Origin of the sequence: Novilysobacter longmucuonensis, assembly GCF_046600735.1 — a bacterium.
Taxonomy (GTDB): domain Bacteria; phylum Pseudomonadota; class Gammaproteobacteria; order Xanthomonadales; family Xanthomonadaceae; genus Novilysobacter_A; species Novilysobacter_A longmucuonensis.
Map to the genome: position 1 here is coordinate 40988 of NZ_JBJMAW010000013.1, position 15376 is coordinate 56363.

Consider the following 15376-nt stretch of genomic DNA (forward strand, 5'->3'; position numbering starts at 1 on the left):
CGATTGCCAGCGCAAGGTTTTGTCAAATTCGAAAGGAGACTTGCAATGACGCGCGATGTTTATGCCAGGACCGCGAAGATCTCCGAAGCACCGGCTCCCAGTGTGGCCATCCCGACCGGGCCCAACAGTCCGCTCGCGCTCCTGCAGGCCGTCCTGGAAAATCCGACCGATCTTGAGCACGTGCGGAGATACACGACCGGCGACTTCATGTACGTCTCGCTCAACTATGAACATCCAGAACTGAAGCAGATCATGCCTTGGGCCGGAACCACCGCCGGTACGGAAGGGCTCGTCCAGACCTTCAAGGATGTCTTCACCTTCTGGTCGGTGGTCGCGTTTGAGCCGCAGGACAGCTTCGAGAATTCCGATGGCGCCGCCATCTTTGGCTACTTTACCTATCGTTCCAACACGCTTGGAAAAACGGTGACCTCACCGCTGTCGATTCTGGCGCGTGCCAGGGATGGCAAGCTCAGCTTCGTGCAATTCATGGAAGACACTTTCGCCACTGTGCGGAGCTTCCGTGAGAGCGGGACTTACCGTATCAAGGCCGATCCCAATGGCTCGGAATTCGACGTGTGAGCCTGTTACTTGAACAGCGTCGGTTTGCGGTCGAGGCGCTGGTCTTGCGCTGTTGCGCAGGTTCCAACCGCCTCGGTGGCGGGATCGAGGCAACCGACGTCGTTGATGACGCAGCAGGACTCTCTGTGGCCGCAACACGCTGCACCGCAGTCGCCAAGTGGTCCCTTCTGCCAAAGCCCGACTCTGACGCCCTCCACGCATCCATCTGAAGTACCCCGACATCGGCGATGACCGAAAGTCGGCAGGAGAAACGACATGATTGAACTCGTCATCGAACAACGTCGCCGCGATCTGGGCGGTGGCATGCAAGTCGGCCGGGTGCTGCCCTTCGCCCAGCGCCGCATGGTGGGTCCCTACATCTTCTTTGACCACATGGGGCCGCTGGATCTTCCGCCGGGCATTGATCGCAGCGTGGATGTCCGCCCGCATCCGCATATCGGCCTCTCGACCGTGACCTACCTTTTCTCCGGTGAGGTCATGCATCGCGACAGCCTGGGTAATGCACAGGCAGTCCGCCCGCGAGAGGTCAACTGGATGACCGCCGGCCGGGGCATCACGCACAGCGAGCGGTTCGAGCACGCACGGGCGCACGGCGATCACTTGCATGGCATCCAGGCCTGGGTTGCGCTGCCGAAAGAGTTTGAAGAGACCGCTCCCGCCTTCTCCCACCACGCGGGAGACGATCTGCCGCAGTGGAGTGACGGCGGGGTACACGGACAACTCATCGCCGGCAGCGCCTACGGCTTGACCGCGAACGTCGCGACGCACTCGCCGCAGTTCTACGTGCATCTGGACATGGAGCGGGGCTCAACGGCTGAAATACCCGCCGACCATCCAGAGCGTGCGATCTACATCGCGTCGGGCTCGATAGAGCTTGGCGGCGCCACGTACAGCGCCGGCGGGATGCTAGTGCTCGGCGCGGGGCCGTCGTGGCTGAGGGCCCTGGAGCGTAGCTCGGTGATGCTGCTGGGCGGCGAGCCGATCGGCGAACGCTTCATCTACTGGAACTTCGCGTCTTCGTCGAAGGACAGGCTCGCGCAGGCCGCGGCGGACTGGGAGGCGGGTCGCATGAAGCTGCCCGACGCGGACGACTCCGAATTCATCCCGTTGCCGGTCGAGCAGGCGCCGGCTGCGCCGGCCATGTCATGAGCACCCCGAAACTCGGGACTCCTGTCTCCCGCCCCCGGAGGCACGTTGATGCTCGCATGCAGCTTGGCGAGTTTCTGGTGCTTTGACTTCTGGCCGGCATCGCATTGAGTGCATTGGGCCGCCAGCCCCATCCATGTAACCGGCGGGTTCGCCCTCGTCGCAATAGCGACCTGCTCCATCAGGGCGGGACAGGACCGGCGCAACGAAGCATCCATCCAACGAGGAACCGCCATGAAGTTTTTGATGCGTCCCTTCGTCGCCGGCGTGCTGGCCATCTCGCTGCAGTCCGGCGCCGTCGCCCAAGCCACCTCACCTGCCAAGGAGACCGCGATGACCCTCACCAACGATACCGTCACCACCCGCGACGGCGTCCGCCTCTACTACAAGGACTGGGGCCCGAAGGACGGCCAAGTCGTCACCTTCAGCCACGGCTGGCCGTTGAACTCGGACAGTTGGGAATCGCAGATGCTGTTTCTGGCCGATCGCGGCTACCGCGTGGTCGCCCACGACCGTCGCGGCCACGGGCGCTCCAGGCAGCCGTGGAACGGTAACGACATGGATCACTACGCCGACGATCTGGCAGCGGTAATCGAAGCACTCGATCTCAACGACGTGACTCTGGTCGGATTCTCCACCGGCGGTGGTGAAGTCGCGCGCTACATCGGTCGACACGGCACTGCACGCGTGAGCAAGGCCGTGCTGGTGAGCGCGGTGCCGCCGATGATGCTGCGGACCGACGACAATCCGGACGGCCTGCCCGTCGAGGTGTTCGACGGAATGCGCGAGGCTTCGCTTGCCAACCGTTCGAAGCTGTATCTGGACATCGCCTCAGGTCCGTTCTTCGGCTTCAACCGTCCCGGCGCCACGCCCGACCCGGGCCTGATCCAGTCCTTCTGGGTGCAGGGCATGCAGGCCGGCCACAAGAACACCTACGACTCGATCGCGGCGTTCTCGGCCACCGACTTCCGCAGCGACCTGGCGAAGTTCGACGTGCCCACCCTGGTCATCCACGGTGGCGACGACCAGATCGTGCCGGTCGACACCTCGGCGCGCGCCTCCGCGGCCCTGGTCAAAGGCGCTCGCCTGATCATCTACCCCGGCGGCCCCCACGGCATTGCCGACACCCACAAGGACCGGCTCAATCAGGACCTGCTGAGCTTCCTGAAGGAGTAACGCCGACGCGCTCCGATACCGCTGACGGATCTTTCCGTCGGCCGCATCCGATCCACGACAGCCGGCCGACGCATCGCGACACCGGCGTCATCCAAGCCGAATTCCCCAACCCACCCGCCTTCGAGGAAGCCCATGCCAACTGCCAGCCCGACCCCGGCCAAGAGCCTGCTGAACCCGCAGGACCACACCCTGATACTGATCGACCACCAGTCGCAGATGGCGTTTGCGACGAAGTCGATCGCCACTGAAATGCTGCGCAACAACACCGCGCTGGTCGCCAAGGCCGCGGCCGGCTTCAAGGTCTCGACCATCCTGACCACAGTCGCCGAGAAGAGCTTTTCCGGTCCGATCTTCAGTGAGATCACCGAAGCCTTTCCCGACGCGCCGCTGCTCGATCGCACTTCGATGAACACCTGGGAAGACCGGCAGGTCACCGACCAGATCAACGCGATCGGAAAGGGCCGTCTGGTCTTTGCCGGCCTATGGACGGGCGTCTGCATCGTCGCGCCGGTGCTGTCGGCGATCGAACAGGGCTTCGAAGCGTACGTAATCACCGACGCCTGCGGCGACATCAGCGAAGAAGCCCACGAGCGTGCAGTGCAGCGCATGCTCCAGGCCGGCGCGCGTCCCATGACCAGCCTGCAGTACCTGCTGGAACTGCAGCGCGACTGGGCACGTGGCGACACCTACGAGATGACCACCGGCATCGCCCGGGTCAACGGCGGCGCCTACGGCATCGGCATCACTTACGCCAAGTCCATGTTCAACGCCAGCGAAGGCGGTCACTGACCGACTGCGCATGCGCCTTCTCTCCGTGCGAGGGGTGCGGGCGCCGGCCACGGCGCCGCAGGGACGCGGCGGCGTTCAATTGACCTGTAGCGCGACAACCAGGGAGTGTCCATGTACATCGCCCTTGCGGATCCATCGCGCGCCGAGCTCGGCATGCTGCTGCGGCTGGCCGCCGGCGGTTTCCTGCTGCCACATGGTTTGGGCAAGCTCTTCGGCTGGTTCGGCGGTCCCGGCCTCTCCGGATTCGCCGACGAGTTGCGCGGTTTCAGCCTGCCGGCACCCGCGCCGCTACCCCTGCTGCTGGCGGCGATGCAAACCCTGGCCGGGCTGTGTGTCGTCTTCGGGCTGTTTACCACCTTCGCTGCGGCAATAGGCGGCGCCTTCCTCGTCACCACCGCCGCGCTCAATCGCGGGCACGGCTGGTTCTGGATGCACGGCGGCATGGAATATCCGCTGCTGTGGACAGTGACGCTGGTGGTGGTGGCGCTGCTGGGCGGCGGACAGTGGTCGCTCGATGCGCTACTGCTTGATCGCGTAGGTGCTGTGCCATGACCCCGCCCATCCACGACCCCTCGCGGCGTCGCTTCGTCGGCGCGCTGGCCGCCGGCGCCACGGTCGCCAGCGTGTCCGGGCACGGCCTTACCTCTACACAGGAGCTTTCCATGGCGGACCTGATCGTCCACAACGCCCGAATCACCACCCTCGATCCGAAGCGGCCGCTGGCGACCGCCATCGCTATCGCCAACGGCGTCGTCGTCGCGGTGGGCGACGACGCGACGGTGATGGAAAAAGCCGGCAGCACCACCCGCGTCGTCGACGCCGATGGCCGACGTCTCATTCCCGGCCTAAACGACAGCCACACCCATCTCATCCGCGGCGGCCTGAACTACAACCTGGAATTGCGCTGGGACGGCGTGCGCTCCCTGGCCGACGCAATGGGAATGCTCAAGGCGCAGGTCGCGCGCACGCCCGCGCCGCAGTGGGTGCGCGTGATCGGCGGCTTCACCGAGCATCAGTTCGTCGAGAAGCGATTGCCCACCCTGGAAGAGATCAACGCGGCCGCACCGGACACGCCGGTCTTCATCATGCGCCTCTACGATCGCGCCCTGCTCAATCGCGCCGCGCTGCGCGCGGTTGGCTACGGCAAAGACACGCCGAATCCGCCCGGTGGCGATATCCAGCGCGACAAGGTCGGAAATCCGACCGGGCTGCTGCTGGCCAAGCCCAACGCGCTGATCCTGTACGCCACGCTGGCTGCCGGGCCGAAACTGCCGCCCGAATACCAGATCAATTCCACGCGCCACTTCATGCGCGAGTTGAACCGCTTGGGCATCACCTCGGTGATCGATGCCGGCGGCGGCTTCCAGAACTACCCGGACGATTACCAGATAATCCGAAAGCTGCACGCCGACGACGAGCTCACGGTGCGCATCGCCTACAACCTGTTCACCCAGAGCCAGGGCGGCGAACTGGCCGACTTCGAGCGCTGGACGACGATACTCGCCCCGCGCGAAGGCGACGACATGCTGCGCCACAACGGCGCCGGCGAGATGCTGGTGTTCTCGGCCGCGGATTTCGAACTGTTCAGCGAGCCTCGCCCGGATCTAGCGCCGGCACTGGAACCTGATCTGGAACAGGTGGTGCGGCTGCTGGTAGAGCACCGCTGGCCATTCCGCATCCATGCCACCTACGAGGAAAGCATCACACGCATCCTTGACGTGTACGAGAAGGTCGACCGCGAGGTGCCGTTCGACGGGCTGCACTGGATCATCGACCACGCCGAGACCATTTCCGACCACAGCATCGAGCGGGTGCGTGCGCTGGGTGGCGGCATCGCCGTGCAGCACCGCATGGCCTACCAGGGCGAGGCATTCGTCGAGCGCTATGGCGCCGAAGCCGCCGGGCACACGCCGCCGATCCGGCGCATGCTCGACGCCGGCGTCCCGGTCGGCGCCGGTACCGACGCCACCCGCGTGGCCAGCTACAACCCCTGGGTGGCGCTGTACTGGCTCAGCACCGGACGCACCCTCGGTGGACTGCAGCTGTACGGCGACGACAACCGCCTGGAGCGCGAAGAAGCACTCCGCCTGTGGACGCACGGTAGCGCCTGGTTTTCCAGCGAGCAGGCCCACAAGGGCATCCTTGCCGTCGGTCAGTTCGCGGACTTCAGCCTACTGTCGGCCGATTATTTCGCGGTGGATGACGAAGCGATCCAGGACATCACCAGCGTGCTTACCGTGGTCGGCGGCAAGGTGGTGCATGGCGACGGCGAGTACTCAAGGTTGGCGCCAGCATTGCCCGTACCCACGCCCGACTGGTCGCCGGTGCGGCACTTCGGCGGCTACCAGGGCGCTACGCTGGCGCAGGCTTCGGCCGCGTTTGCCGCCACGCACACGCACGGCACCGGCTGCAGCGTGCATGGCCACGGCCATGCCGCGCACCGGGACGCACCGACCAGTGACTACCAGGGCTTCTGGGGCACGTTGGGCTGTTCCTGCTTCGCATTCTGATCCCCACACCTTGATTCCCTTCCCCGCGATCGGGGATGGGAAACAGGAAGAAGACAATGAGCCAACCAGCACCTCAGCCAGTCCCGACCGCCTCCGGCCCATGGACGCCGTTCGCCCAATCCACGTTCCGCAACATGTGGCTGGCGATCCTCGTCGCCAACATCGGTACCTGGATCCATGACGTCGCCGCAGCCTGGTTCATGGCCGAGAACACTGGCTCGCCGTTCATGGTCGCGGCCGTGCAGTCGGCGACCACGCTTCCCATTGTCCTGCTGGCGGTGATTGCCGGCACACTCTCCGACATCGTCGATCGTCGCAAGTATTTGATCCTCGCCCAATTGTGGATGGTGCTGGTTGCCAGTGCCCTCGCGCTGCTGGCGCACCTGGACATGCTGACGCCATGGACCCTGGTCGCGCTGACCTTCGCGCTCGGGATCGGTGCCGCCATGGCGATGCCGGCGCAGCAAGCAACGACGCCGGAACTGGTTCCCAAAGCCATACTTGGGCCGGCGGTCGCATTGGGTTCGCTGAGCATGAACATCGCCCGCTCCATCGGACCCGCCCTCGGCGGTCTGATCGTGGCGAGCGCGGGAATCGAATGGGCCTTCGCGATCAACGCGCTCAGCTTTATGGGCGTCGTGGCAGTGCTGGTCGCCTGGTGTCGGGAACCCGACAAGTCGACCCTGCCACCCGAACCGTTCGGCGTGGCACTTCGTGCGGGACTGCGATACGCCACCCAGGCCACGGTCCTGAAGTCGGTGCTGATCAAGGCGGCAAGCTTCTTCGTGTTCGCCAGCGCGCTCACGGCGCTGCTGCCGATCGTGGTCAACCGCGAACTGCAGGCCAGCGCCGGCACCTACGGCTTGCTGCTTGGCTGTATCGGCATTGGCGCGGTCACCGGCGCCGTGCTGTTGCCTAAGCTGCGCGCCAAGTACGATTCCGACCGCCTGGTGCTGGTTGCGACCCTGGTCTACGCGGCCTGCATGCTTGCGCTCGCACTGGTACGCAACATTCCTGTCCTTTACGTGGTGTCGCTTGCCAACGGCTTCGCCTGGATCACCGTGCTGTCCTCGCTGCAGATCGCCGCACAGACGTCGGTCCCGGCCTGGGTGCGCGCTCGCGCGCTTTCGCTTTATATCGTCGTGTTCTCTGCGGGCATGGCGGTCGGCAGCCTGGGCTGGGGCACGCTGGCGCAGCAGACCAGCACGCCCATCGCATTGATGGTCGCTGCCGCCGGCACTGCGCTGGCTGCGCTGTTCGCGCTGCGTTTCCGCTTGGGCGAGGCGGCGAACGTGGACGTCACGCCGTCCGGGCACTGGCCGGAGCCGGTGCTGGTGGAAGAGATTGCCGGCGATCGTGGTCCAGTGCTGATCACCATCGAATACCGGATCGCGCTGGATCAGCGCGATGCGTACCTGCGCCTGATGCGCACGCTCGGCCGCAGCCGTCGTCGCGACGGCGCGGTGCAGTGGGGCGTGGCCGAAGACACGACCGAGCCAGGCACCTACCTCGAGTACTTCCTCGACGGCTCCTGGGTCGAACACCTGCGCCAGCACGAGCGGGTGACCGAGGACGAACGCGCACTGCAGGACCAGATCATGCGGCTGCTGGCCGACCCCGCCCGCACCCCGGTCGTGCGCCACTTCGTCGGCGGCGCGCCGGGCGCGCCACTGCGGCAGGCCAGCGCGTCCAAGGTTCAGGTCCTGGGATGACCCGATGTGCCTGATCAAGCCGCTGCCGGCACGCGTTCGCGGCGCCGGTGGCAGGCAGACTCGCGGGGGGAACGTGCGCACAATGTGGCTCGGCATCCCCCTGCTGCTGGCCGCCGATGCCGCGCTGGCGCAGTTCCGTCCGCTGCGTTTCGATGACGACTTCAGCGCCCAGCGCCAAGCCTGCGCCGACGACAATCGCAGCGCATGCTGGAAGGACCGCCCGATCGGGGACCACGTGCGCCTGAGCTTCGGCGGAGACCTGCGCTGGCGCTACGAGCACACCGGCAATCCCCGCTACGGCCTGGAGCCCCAGGACCGCTGGGGCGTGTGGATGCAGCGGCATTCCGCCTTCGTGGACCTGCAAGTGGGCGAGCACTGGCGCGGCTTCGCGCAACTGACCAGCTCGCACACCAACGGCCGTGCCGCAGGCTCGTCCCCGGTGGATGAGAACCGGCTCGATCCCACCAACCTGTTCGTCGAATGGCGATCAGCGACCCAGAGCGACGGCGGCATCGGAATGCGCGTCGGCATCCAGGAACTGCAGTTCGGCTCGGGGCGCGGCATCGATGCACGCGAGGGTCCGAACGTACGGCGCAGCTTCGAAGCGGTACGCGCCTATGCGATCAGCGGCCCCTGGCGCGTCGATGCATTCGCCGCGGCGCCGCGACAAAACCGCCCGGGCAGCTTTGACGACACCCGCTCGCAAACCCAGACCCTGCGTGGCATCTACGCGACCCGCACCGGAGGCGCCACGTCCTGGGACGTGTACGCGCTGCATTACGAAGACACCCTCGCCCGCTACGTCCAGGGCGTGGCGCACGAGCGCCGCTGGACGTTCGGTGCCCGCGCGTTCGGCAGCCGCAATGCTTGGGACTGGAACTGGGAACTCCTCGCACAGGGCGGGCAGTTCGGGGACGCCGACATCCGCGCCTGGTCACTTGCCACCGACACCGGCTACACCTTCGACGACGTGGCCGGCCAACCCCGGCTGGCGCTGCTCGTCGCCATCGCCAGCGGCGACAAGGATCCTGACGACGACCGGCTCGGCACCCTCAATCCCCTTTACCCGCGCGGCAATTACTTCGGTGACGAAGCGACGCTGGGACCACGCAACTTCTTCAACATCCACCCCGCCTTGGCCATGCGGCTCTCACCCCAAGTCCAGTTGAATGCCAGCCTTGACTTCTTCTGGCGCTACAGCACTGGCGATGGCGTGTATGCGCCCAGCGGCATGCTGATCGCGCCCGCTGGCGACAGTCGTGCCCGGTATGTCGCGACCATCGCATCGCTGGGCGCCACCTGGACGCCGGCCCCGGGCTGGTCCTCGAGCGCGGTTGTCGCCTACGCGCGGCCTGGCACGTTCCTGCGCGAGGCCAGTGCCGACGACGCGCTGAGCCTGATCAGCCTCACGCTGCAGTACCGATTCTGAGCATCTCAGGCAGGCCCAACACGAATACCGTACGGAACAGTCGGTCGCGCAGTGAATGATCCTGGAGCGGGACGACTGGTGACTCGCCCCGTCTTTCCATGCGTTTCAAGGAGGCGCGCATCGGCATTCTTCAGGGGCTGCGGCCTGGCAAGTCGAACCCCGCGCGGATCTTTGAGCCAGGTTCCGCGCCATCAGGCGCGCGGGCATCGGGATGCTCCCCTACACAGGGCATTGGGAGCCCGGCTGCTGACCGAGTCGGCTTGGTTATGACTCATCGATAACGGTTGCTCCGGTAGAAATGCTTCGGTAGACACGGAAATTCGAGGAAAACGCGATGCCTACCCTCTACACGATGCCTGGAACCTGCTCGCTTTCGCCGAACATTGCCGTGGCTTGGCTCGATGCCCCGGTGGACATCCACAACATTGCTTATGGCGAGCAAAAGAAGGACGACTATCTCGCCATCAATCCCAAGGGCCAGGTGCCAGCCCTTCGCTTCGACGATGGCGACGTGCTGAGCGAGGCAGCGGCGATCCTCGCCTGGCTCGGCGCAACCTACGGCAAGGAGAGTTACGCCGGCGACACCCGTCTCGGCCGCAAGGAGGCCGAGGCGCTGGCCTACATGACCTCGGAGGTGCACGCGGCCTATGGCGGCCACTTCAACACCCAGAAATTTGCCGACAGCGCAGCGGCGAAGGAAGAGGTCAAGCGCAAGACCTACGAGACCCTCGCCCGTCACTACGAGCGCATGAATGGCGTCTTGAGCGAAAACGGCGGCGACTGGTATCTGGGCCAGCGCTCCTTCGCTGACACCTTCCTTTATGTGCTGACACGCTGGATCGAAAAGACTCCCCTGTCGATCGAGGACTATCCGGCGCTGAAGACGCATCGCACGCGCATGGAGGCCGACGCGGGTGTGCGCCAAGCGCTCGCGCGGCAGGACATGGAACCGATCGGGTGAGCGCTCCGGACCGCAACAAGGACTGGCCGGCCTTGCCCTACCCCGATTGGGCCGAGACCTGCACTGCGCTGCACCTGTGGAGCCAGATTGTCGGCAAGTATCGCTTCGCGCATGCGCCGTGGGTGAACCACTCTTGGCAGGCCACGCTTTACGTGACGCCGCGCGGTCTTACGACGGGTGCGATACCCGACTGCGGCGCGGCCGTTACGTTGACCTTCGATTTTCGCGACCACGCCCTGATCGGTGAAACGCGCGACGCGCGCGAACGCTTCCCGCTGGAGGCGATGAGCGTCGCCGAGTTCCTGGACCGGACGACGGCCTTGGTGAAGCGGCTTGGCGGGCGGATGGACATCCATGGCGCGCCGAACGAGATGCCCGATGCCATCCCTTTTTCGCAGGACACCACGCGTCGTCCCTACGACCGCGAGGCGGTGCAGCGGTTCCACCAGGCCGTGGTGCAGATCGAGCGGATGTTCACGCGCTTTCGCACCGGATACCTGGGCAAAGTCTCGCCGGTGCATCTGTTCTGGGGCTCGTTCGACCTGGCCGTGACGCGGTTCTCCGACCGCCAGGCGCCGCGCCATCCCGGCGGAGTACCGGCATTGCCCGATTCGGTGACCGAGGAGGCCTACAGCCACGAGGTGTCCTCGGCCGGATTCTGGCCCGGTGGCGGCGGCGTAGAGGAGCCGATGTTCTATTCCTATGCCTATCGGGGCCCGACGGCTTCGCCGGCCGCGCCGTCGAACCGGACGCGGCCCGCTACGACCGAACGCTGGGCGAGTTCCTGCTGCCCTACGAGGCCGTGCGGACCAGGGCGGATCCGGGCGGCACGCTCATGGCGTTCCTGCAGTCGACCTACGAAGCCGCGGCGGAGACAGCCGTTTGGGATCGGCAAGCGTTGGAGTGCGACTTCGGAACCCCGAAGGTGCCGCGCAAGATACTCAAGCGTTGAGTTGGCGACCCTGAGAAAAAAGAGAGGGTAAAGCTCATGAACGATCTGGGGTCCCGCATTACGCAGGAAGTCTTCGATGATCGTCTAGACCTGGCTTAGCAGGATCGCTTTGACGAGGACACCGCACGAAACTGCGCGGAGGGCTGCGTCATCCTGACCGACCGCGGCACTTTCAGAGGCCACGCGGGTGTACGCGAGCTCGTCGGTATGCTGCAACGGGATATCCCCTACGCGACATACGACTACATCAACCGACTGGTCGAGGACCGAGGACCTCACCCACGTGCGCCCCGCATCCACATCAACCTCGCGACGCCTCCTCGATATCAGTCGGTCTGTTCCGTCGCGGGATAAGCGGCTCGGGCCTTGGCGCGACATGCAGCTTGTCGCGTCCCGCCAGCAAATCGCCTTGCGCCTGCGCCTCGAGACGCTCGCTGTCGCGTCGACGAATATCGTCGGTGACTTCGTCCACGTCGAGCGGGGTCATTCCAAGCGCCCTCAATCCGGCTCCGCCGAATGCAAGCGCAGATTCGAACGTCTCACGGATCTCGAAATCCACGCCGGCCCGTCGCAATCGGATCGCGTGCCCCCGGTCATACGAACGCGTGAGCACACGGCATGACGGGAATTGCTCGGTTACCAGTTCGACGATGCGATCGATCGCGTCTCGGTCGTCGATGCATATCATGACCATGTCGGCGCTGGCGATGCCGGACTGGCGCAGAATGTCGAGACGTTTGCCGTCGCCAAAATAGACCTTGAACCCGAAGCGTTCTGCTTCCCGGATCCGGTCAGGATCGTTGTCGATGGCCGAGATGTCGATGCCCTGTGCAAGCAGCAGTTGCGAGGCAATCTGGCCAAAACGTCCAAAGCCAATCAACAGCACCCGGCCCTTCAGCCCCTGCGGCTCATCAACGCCATCCATCGAAATCGCTTCGTCCCTCAGCCAGCGGTCGGCGGCGATCAGAACCAGTGGCGTGAGTCCCATCGAAAGAATGATGACGCTCGAAAAAATAGCACTCTCCGCAGGCCCGACCACCCCGCCGCCGGCAGCAGCCGAATAGAGAACGAAGGCGAACTCGCCTCCTTGAGCGAACAGTGAGACGCGGCGTAACGACTGGATGTTGTTTGCGCCGAACATCCTCGCGATGACGTAAATCCCGATCGACTTCACGACGACATAGGCGGCGAGAAGAGCAATGATGATCCGCAAGTTCGCTGCCACGATCGACAGGTCGAGGGACATGCCGACGGCGAGGAAAAACAGGCCCATCAGCAGGCCCTTGAAGGGCTCGATGTCTGTTTCGATCTGGTGACGATAGCTCGACCCCGACAACATGACGCCCGCCAGAAAAGCTCCCATCGCCATCGAGAGGCCGCTTTGCTCCATGAGCAAGGCCGAGCCCAGGACGACGAGGAGCGCGCCGGCGATCAGTACCTCGGTGTTGCGGGCGCGGGCCAGAAGTGCGAAGAACGGATCCAGGAGCCAGCGTCCGGCGGCAATCACGAGCGCGATTGCCCCAAGTGCGACAAGAATTGCCGTAAGACTGAGACCGCCTGCTCCGCCTCCGGTCACGACCGCGCTCATAAAAGCGGCGATTGCCAGGAGCGGTACGATCATCACGTCTTCGAGAAGCAGAATCGAGACGGCTTGTTGTCCTTGGCCGCTGGCAAGCTCGCCGCGCTCTTTGAGGATCGACATGATCACGGCGGTCGAGGACAAGACAAAGCCAGCACCCGCGATGAAGGCCGCTGCAGGACGCAACCCCAGCAGAACCCCGACACCGGTCAGAAGCACGATGCAGGACAGGACCTGCGCAAGGCCGAGTCCGAAAATCTGCGCTCGGAGTGCCCACAGCTTCTGCGGGCGCATTTCCAGGCCGATCAGGAACAAGAACATCACGACGCCGAGTTCGGAAATATGCAGGATGGTCTCAGGCTCGGTGAATATCCCAAGCACAGACGGACCGACCAGCAGACCGGCAGTGAAGTAGCCCAACACCGATCCGAGCCCGATCTTCCGAAACACGGGCACGGCGATGACCGCCGAGACGAGCAGGACGACTACCGGGCCAAGCGTTTGCGCGATGCCTGCTTCTGCCATGATCTTCTCCGGGTGCGGCTTGTTGATCTCGATCGTAGCCAACCACCGACTCTTGAGCGGGACGACAGGTGACTCGCCCCGTCTTTCCATGCGTTTCCAGGAAGGCGCGCATCGGCATTCTTCAGGGGCTGCGGCCTGGCAAGTCGAGCCCCGCCCGGATCTTCCAGCCAGGTTTCGCGCCATCAGGCGCGCGGGCATCGGGATGCTGTGGTTGACGGGTTCTCAGTGCCCTTTGCAGGGCGCCGGGATTCGTGTCGGCGTCGAAGCGGGAGCAGCCCACTCCGGTCTGGCCGCCTATGCGTTCGCGCCGCCATCCACGGTGAGGGCGCTGCCGTTCACCATGCTGGCTGCAGGACTCGCAAGAAACACGACCGCATCAGCGATCTCTCGTGGCTCTGCGTAGCGCCCTATTGATGAGAGGCCCCGCTGGAAATTGGCACTTTCGCCATCGGCCGGATTGGATTCGGTATCGGTCGATCCGGGCAGCACCAGGTTTACCGTGATGCCCTGGCCGCCGAGCTCGCGCGACAGGCCGCGCGTAAACGACAGCAGCGCTGACTTCGACATCGCGTAAGCGGTCACCCCGGGGAACGGGACGCGATCCGCCAGTGCCGACCCGATCGAGATGACGCGGCCGCCTTCGCGCAGATGCGGTATCGCGGCCTGCGCCGCAACGAAGGGACCGCGGACATTGACGTCCATCAACGTCTGGAAGTCCGCGAGGTCGACCTGCGCGACCGGTCCCGCCAGCCCAACCGCCGCACTGTTGACCAGGATGTCGAGACCGCCCAACGTTTCGACGGTCTCATTGACGGCCCGCTTGATGGCATCGGGATCGGCGCTGTCGGCCTGGACCGCAACGCCGCGGCGTCCCAGCTTTTCGATCGATACGACGACGCTGTCCGCGCGCTCGGCCGACTTCTGGTACGTGATCGCGACGTCCGCACCGTTTTCGGCCAAAGCCTGTGCGATCGCGGCGCCGATTCCCCGGGAGCCACCGGTGACGAGCGCGCGCTTGCCCGTGAGGTTCATCCTGTTTTCTCTCTAGACGTGTTGCGACGGATCATTGCGTGATGCTCGAAGGCCGGGCTGCGAACGACCCGGCGATAGTCGGACGGGGTCACTCGCTGATGCTTGTGAAAGATCCGTGCGAGGACCTGGTTGGACGAGTAGCCGACCTCGTGGGCGATCTCCGTGACCGATAGTTCGGTCAGCTCGAGGAGTTCGCAGGCCTTCTCCATTCTCAGTTGTGTCAGGTAAGCCCGCGGGGGGACGCCGACGCTCTGCTTGAACATGCGTGCGAAATGGAAAGGCGAAAGCTGCGCCTCTGCTGCCAATTCGTCGAGGCTGATGTCTTCCGACAGTTGCGCGCGCATCAGCTCGAGACAGCGCCGCTGCACCCATGGGGCAAGGCCGCCTTTTGCCGGTGCGAACGGCGCCCCGCTGAGCCGGCACAGTTCGGCGAGGATCTCGCAGCCTGCGGCCCGCACCAGCAGACGTGACGGCGCGCCTTCCTCCTCACTCAACACCCACAGGTTCCGGAGGGCTAAGCGGATTGCCGGCGAGTGAAATGGATCTCCGTAGAGTTGAAGGCATTCCATTGAGAACTGGCCATCGACGGCTTCATCGAGAACCTTCTGCCACTGCGCCACAGGAAAGGACACGCTGCGAAGCTGGTGACTGGCGTCGACCATGACCGTCGTGTCGAAGTCCGGCGCAGCGAGATAGAAGACGCCTTGTTCGCTCGTCACATCGAAAGGCCCGCCTCCCGAATTGCCGCGGACCCGACTGCCACCGAGCTGGTCCTGATACAGGACGAGATCCGACAGGGCCGGATGCGACATGTCCCCGCCAGGCCGTGCCATTTCGAGCAGATCGAGGATACCGCCCGGTGATTTCTGCGTCCGCACGTAGGTGGCCTGTTGGCCCTGGCAGTACCACTGGGTGGAAGAGGCGTTGGCAAGCATGGTTCTTCCGCTGTGTCCCATAAAAGGATTGTGCAGCTTGCATGCCTCGCA

12 protein-coding genes and 1 pseudogene are annotated in these 15376 nt (G+C 64.8%); 10 read left to right on the top strand and 3 right to left on the bottom strand.

Annotated elements, in window-relative coordinates; genetic code table 11:
• Positions 1-45 precede the first annotated feature (45 nt).
• The 10 genes and pseudogenes from ACJQWM_RS11625 (at position 46) to ACJQWM_RS11670 (ending at position 11254) form a co-directional block, all read left to right on the top strand.
• Positions 46-579, top strand: a complete 534-nt coding sequence (locus tag ACJQWM_RS11625) for a nuclear transport factor 2 family protein (RefSeq protein WP_332703473.1) — start codon at positions 46-48, stop codon at positions 577-579.
• A 255-nt stretch (positions 580-834) separates the two neighbouring features.
• Positions 835-1728, top strand: a complete 894-nt coding sequence (locus ACJQWM_RS11630) for a pirin family protein (protein WP_332703471.1) — start codon at positions 835-837, stop codon at positions 1726-1728.
• 231 nt (positions 1729-1959) lie between these two features.
• Positions 1960-2901: an alpha/beta fold hydrolase gene (locus ACJQWM_RS11635; protein WP_332703469.1), complete on the top strand. Its 942-nt coding sequence runs from the start codon at positions 1960-1962 to the stop codon at positions 2899-2901.
• 132 nt (positions 2902-3033) lie between these two features.
• Positions 3034-3690, top strand: coding sequence for a hydrolase (locus ACJQWM_RS11640; protein ID WP_332703467.1), 657 nt, complete (start codon positions 3034-3036; stop codon positions 3688-3690).
• Between the two features lie 153 nt (positions 3691-3843).
• The gene (locus tag ACJQWM_RS11645) at positions 3844-4242 is read left to right on the top strand and encodes a DoxX family protein (protein WP_332703465.1); all 399 of its coding nucleotides are present in this window, start codon (positions 3844-3846) and stop codon (positions 4240-4242) included.
• 110 nt (positions 4243-4352) lie between these two features.
• The gene (locus tag ACJQWM_RS11650) at positions 4353-6200 is read left to right on the top strand and encodes an amidohydrolase (protein ID WP_332703544.1); all 1848 of its coding nucleotides are present in this window, start codon (positions 4353-4355) and stop codon (positions 6198-6200) included.
• 56 nt (positions 6201-6256) lie between these two features.
• Positions 6257-7912, top strand: coding sequence for an MFS transporter (locus tag ACJQWM_RS11655; protein ID WP_332703463.1), 1656 nt, complete (start codon positions 6257-6259; stop codon positions 7910-7912).
• 82 nt (positions 7913-7994) lie between these two features.
• Positions 7995-9341, top strand: coding sequence for an alginate export family protein (locus tag ACJQWM_RS11660; RefSeq protein WP_332703542.1), 1347 nt, complete (start codon positions 7995-7997; stop codon positions 9339-9341).
• 334 nt (positions 9342-9675) lie between these two features.
• Positions 9676-10302, top strand: a complete 627-nt coding sequence (locus ACJQWM_RS11665) for a glutathione S-transferase family protein (protein ID WP_332703461.1) — start codon at positions 9676-9678, stop codon at positions 10300-10302.
• Positions 10299-11254: pseudogene (locus tag ACJQWM_RS11670) on the top strand (DUF5996 family protein). The gene ACJQWM_RS11665 and the pseudogene ACJQWM_RS11670 overlap by 4 nt, the downstream one beginning before the upstream one ends.
• A 301-nt stretch (positions 11255-11555) precedes the next feature.
• Here the strand turns inward: ACJQWM_RS11670 and ACJQWM_RS11675 are convergent.
• From ACJQWM_RS11675 to ACJQWM_RS11685, 3 genes are all read right to left on the bottom strand, one after another.
• Positions 11556-13400, bottom strand: coding sequence for a monovalent cation:proton antiporter-2 (CPA2) family protein (locus tag ACJQWM_RS11675; protein WP_332703457.1), 1845 nt, complete (start codon positions 13398-13400; stop codon positions 11556-11558).
• A 252-nt stretch (positions 13401-13652) separates the two neighbouring features.
• Complete coding sequence (locus ACJQWM_RS11680; RefSeq protein ID WP_332703455.1) at positions 13653-14390, bottom strand: SDR family NAD(P)-dependent oxidoreductase; 738 nt, start codon at positions 14388-14390, stop codon at positions 13653-13655.
• Positions 14387-15325 carry an AraC family transcriptional regulator gene (locus ACJQWM_RS11685; protein WP_332703453.1) on the bottom strand — a complete coding sequence of 313 codons (939 nt, stop codon included), beginning with the start codon at positions 15323-15325 and terminating at the stop codon, positions 14387-14389. The genes ACJQWM_RS11680 and ACJQWM_RS11685 overlap by 4 nt, the downstream gene beginning before the upstream one ends.
• Between the last annotated feature and the right edge of the window lie 51 nt (positions 15326-15376).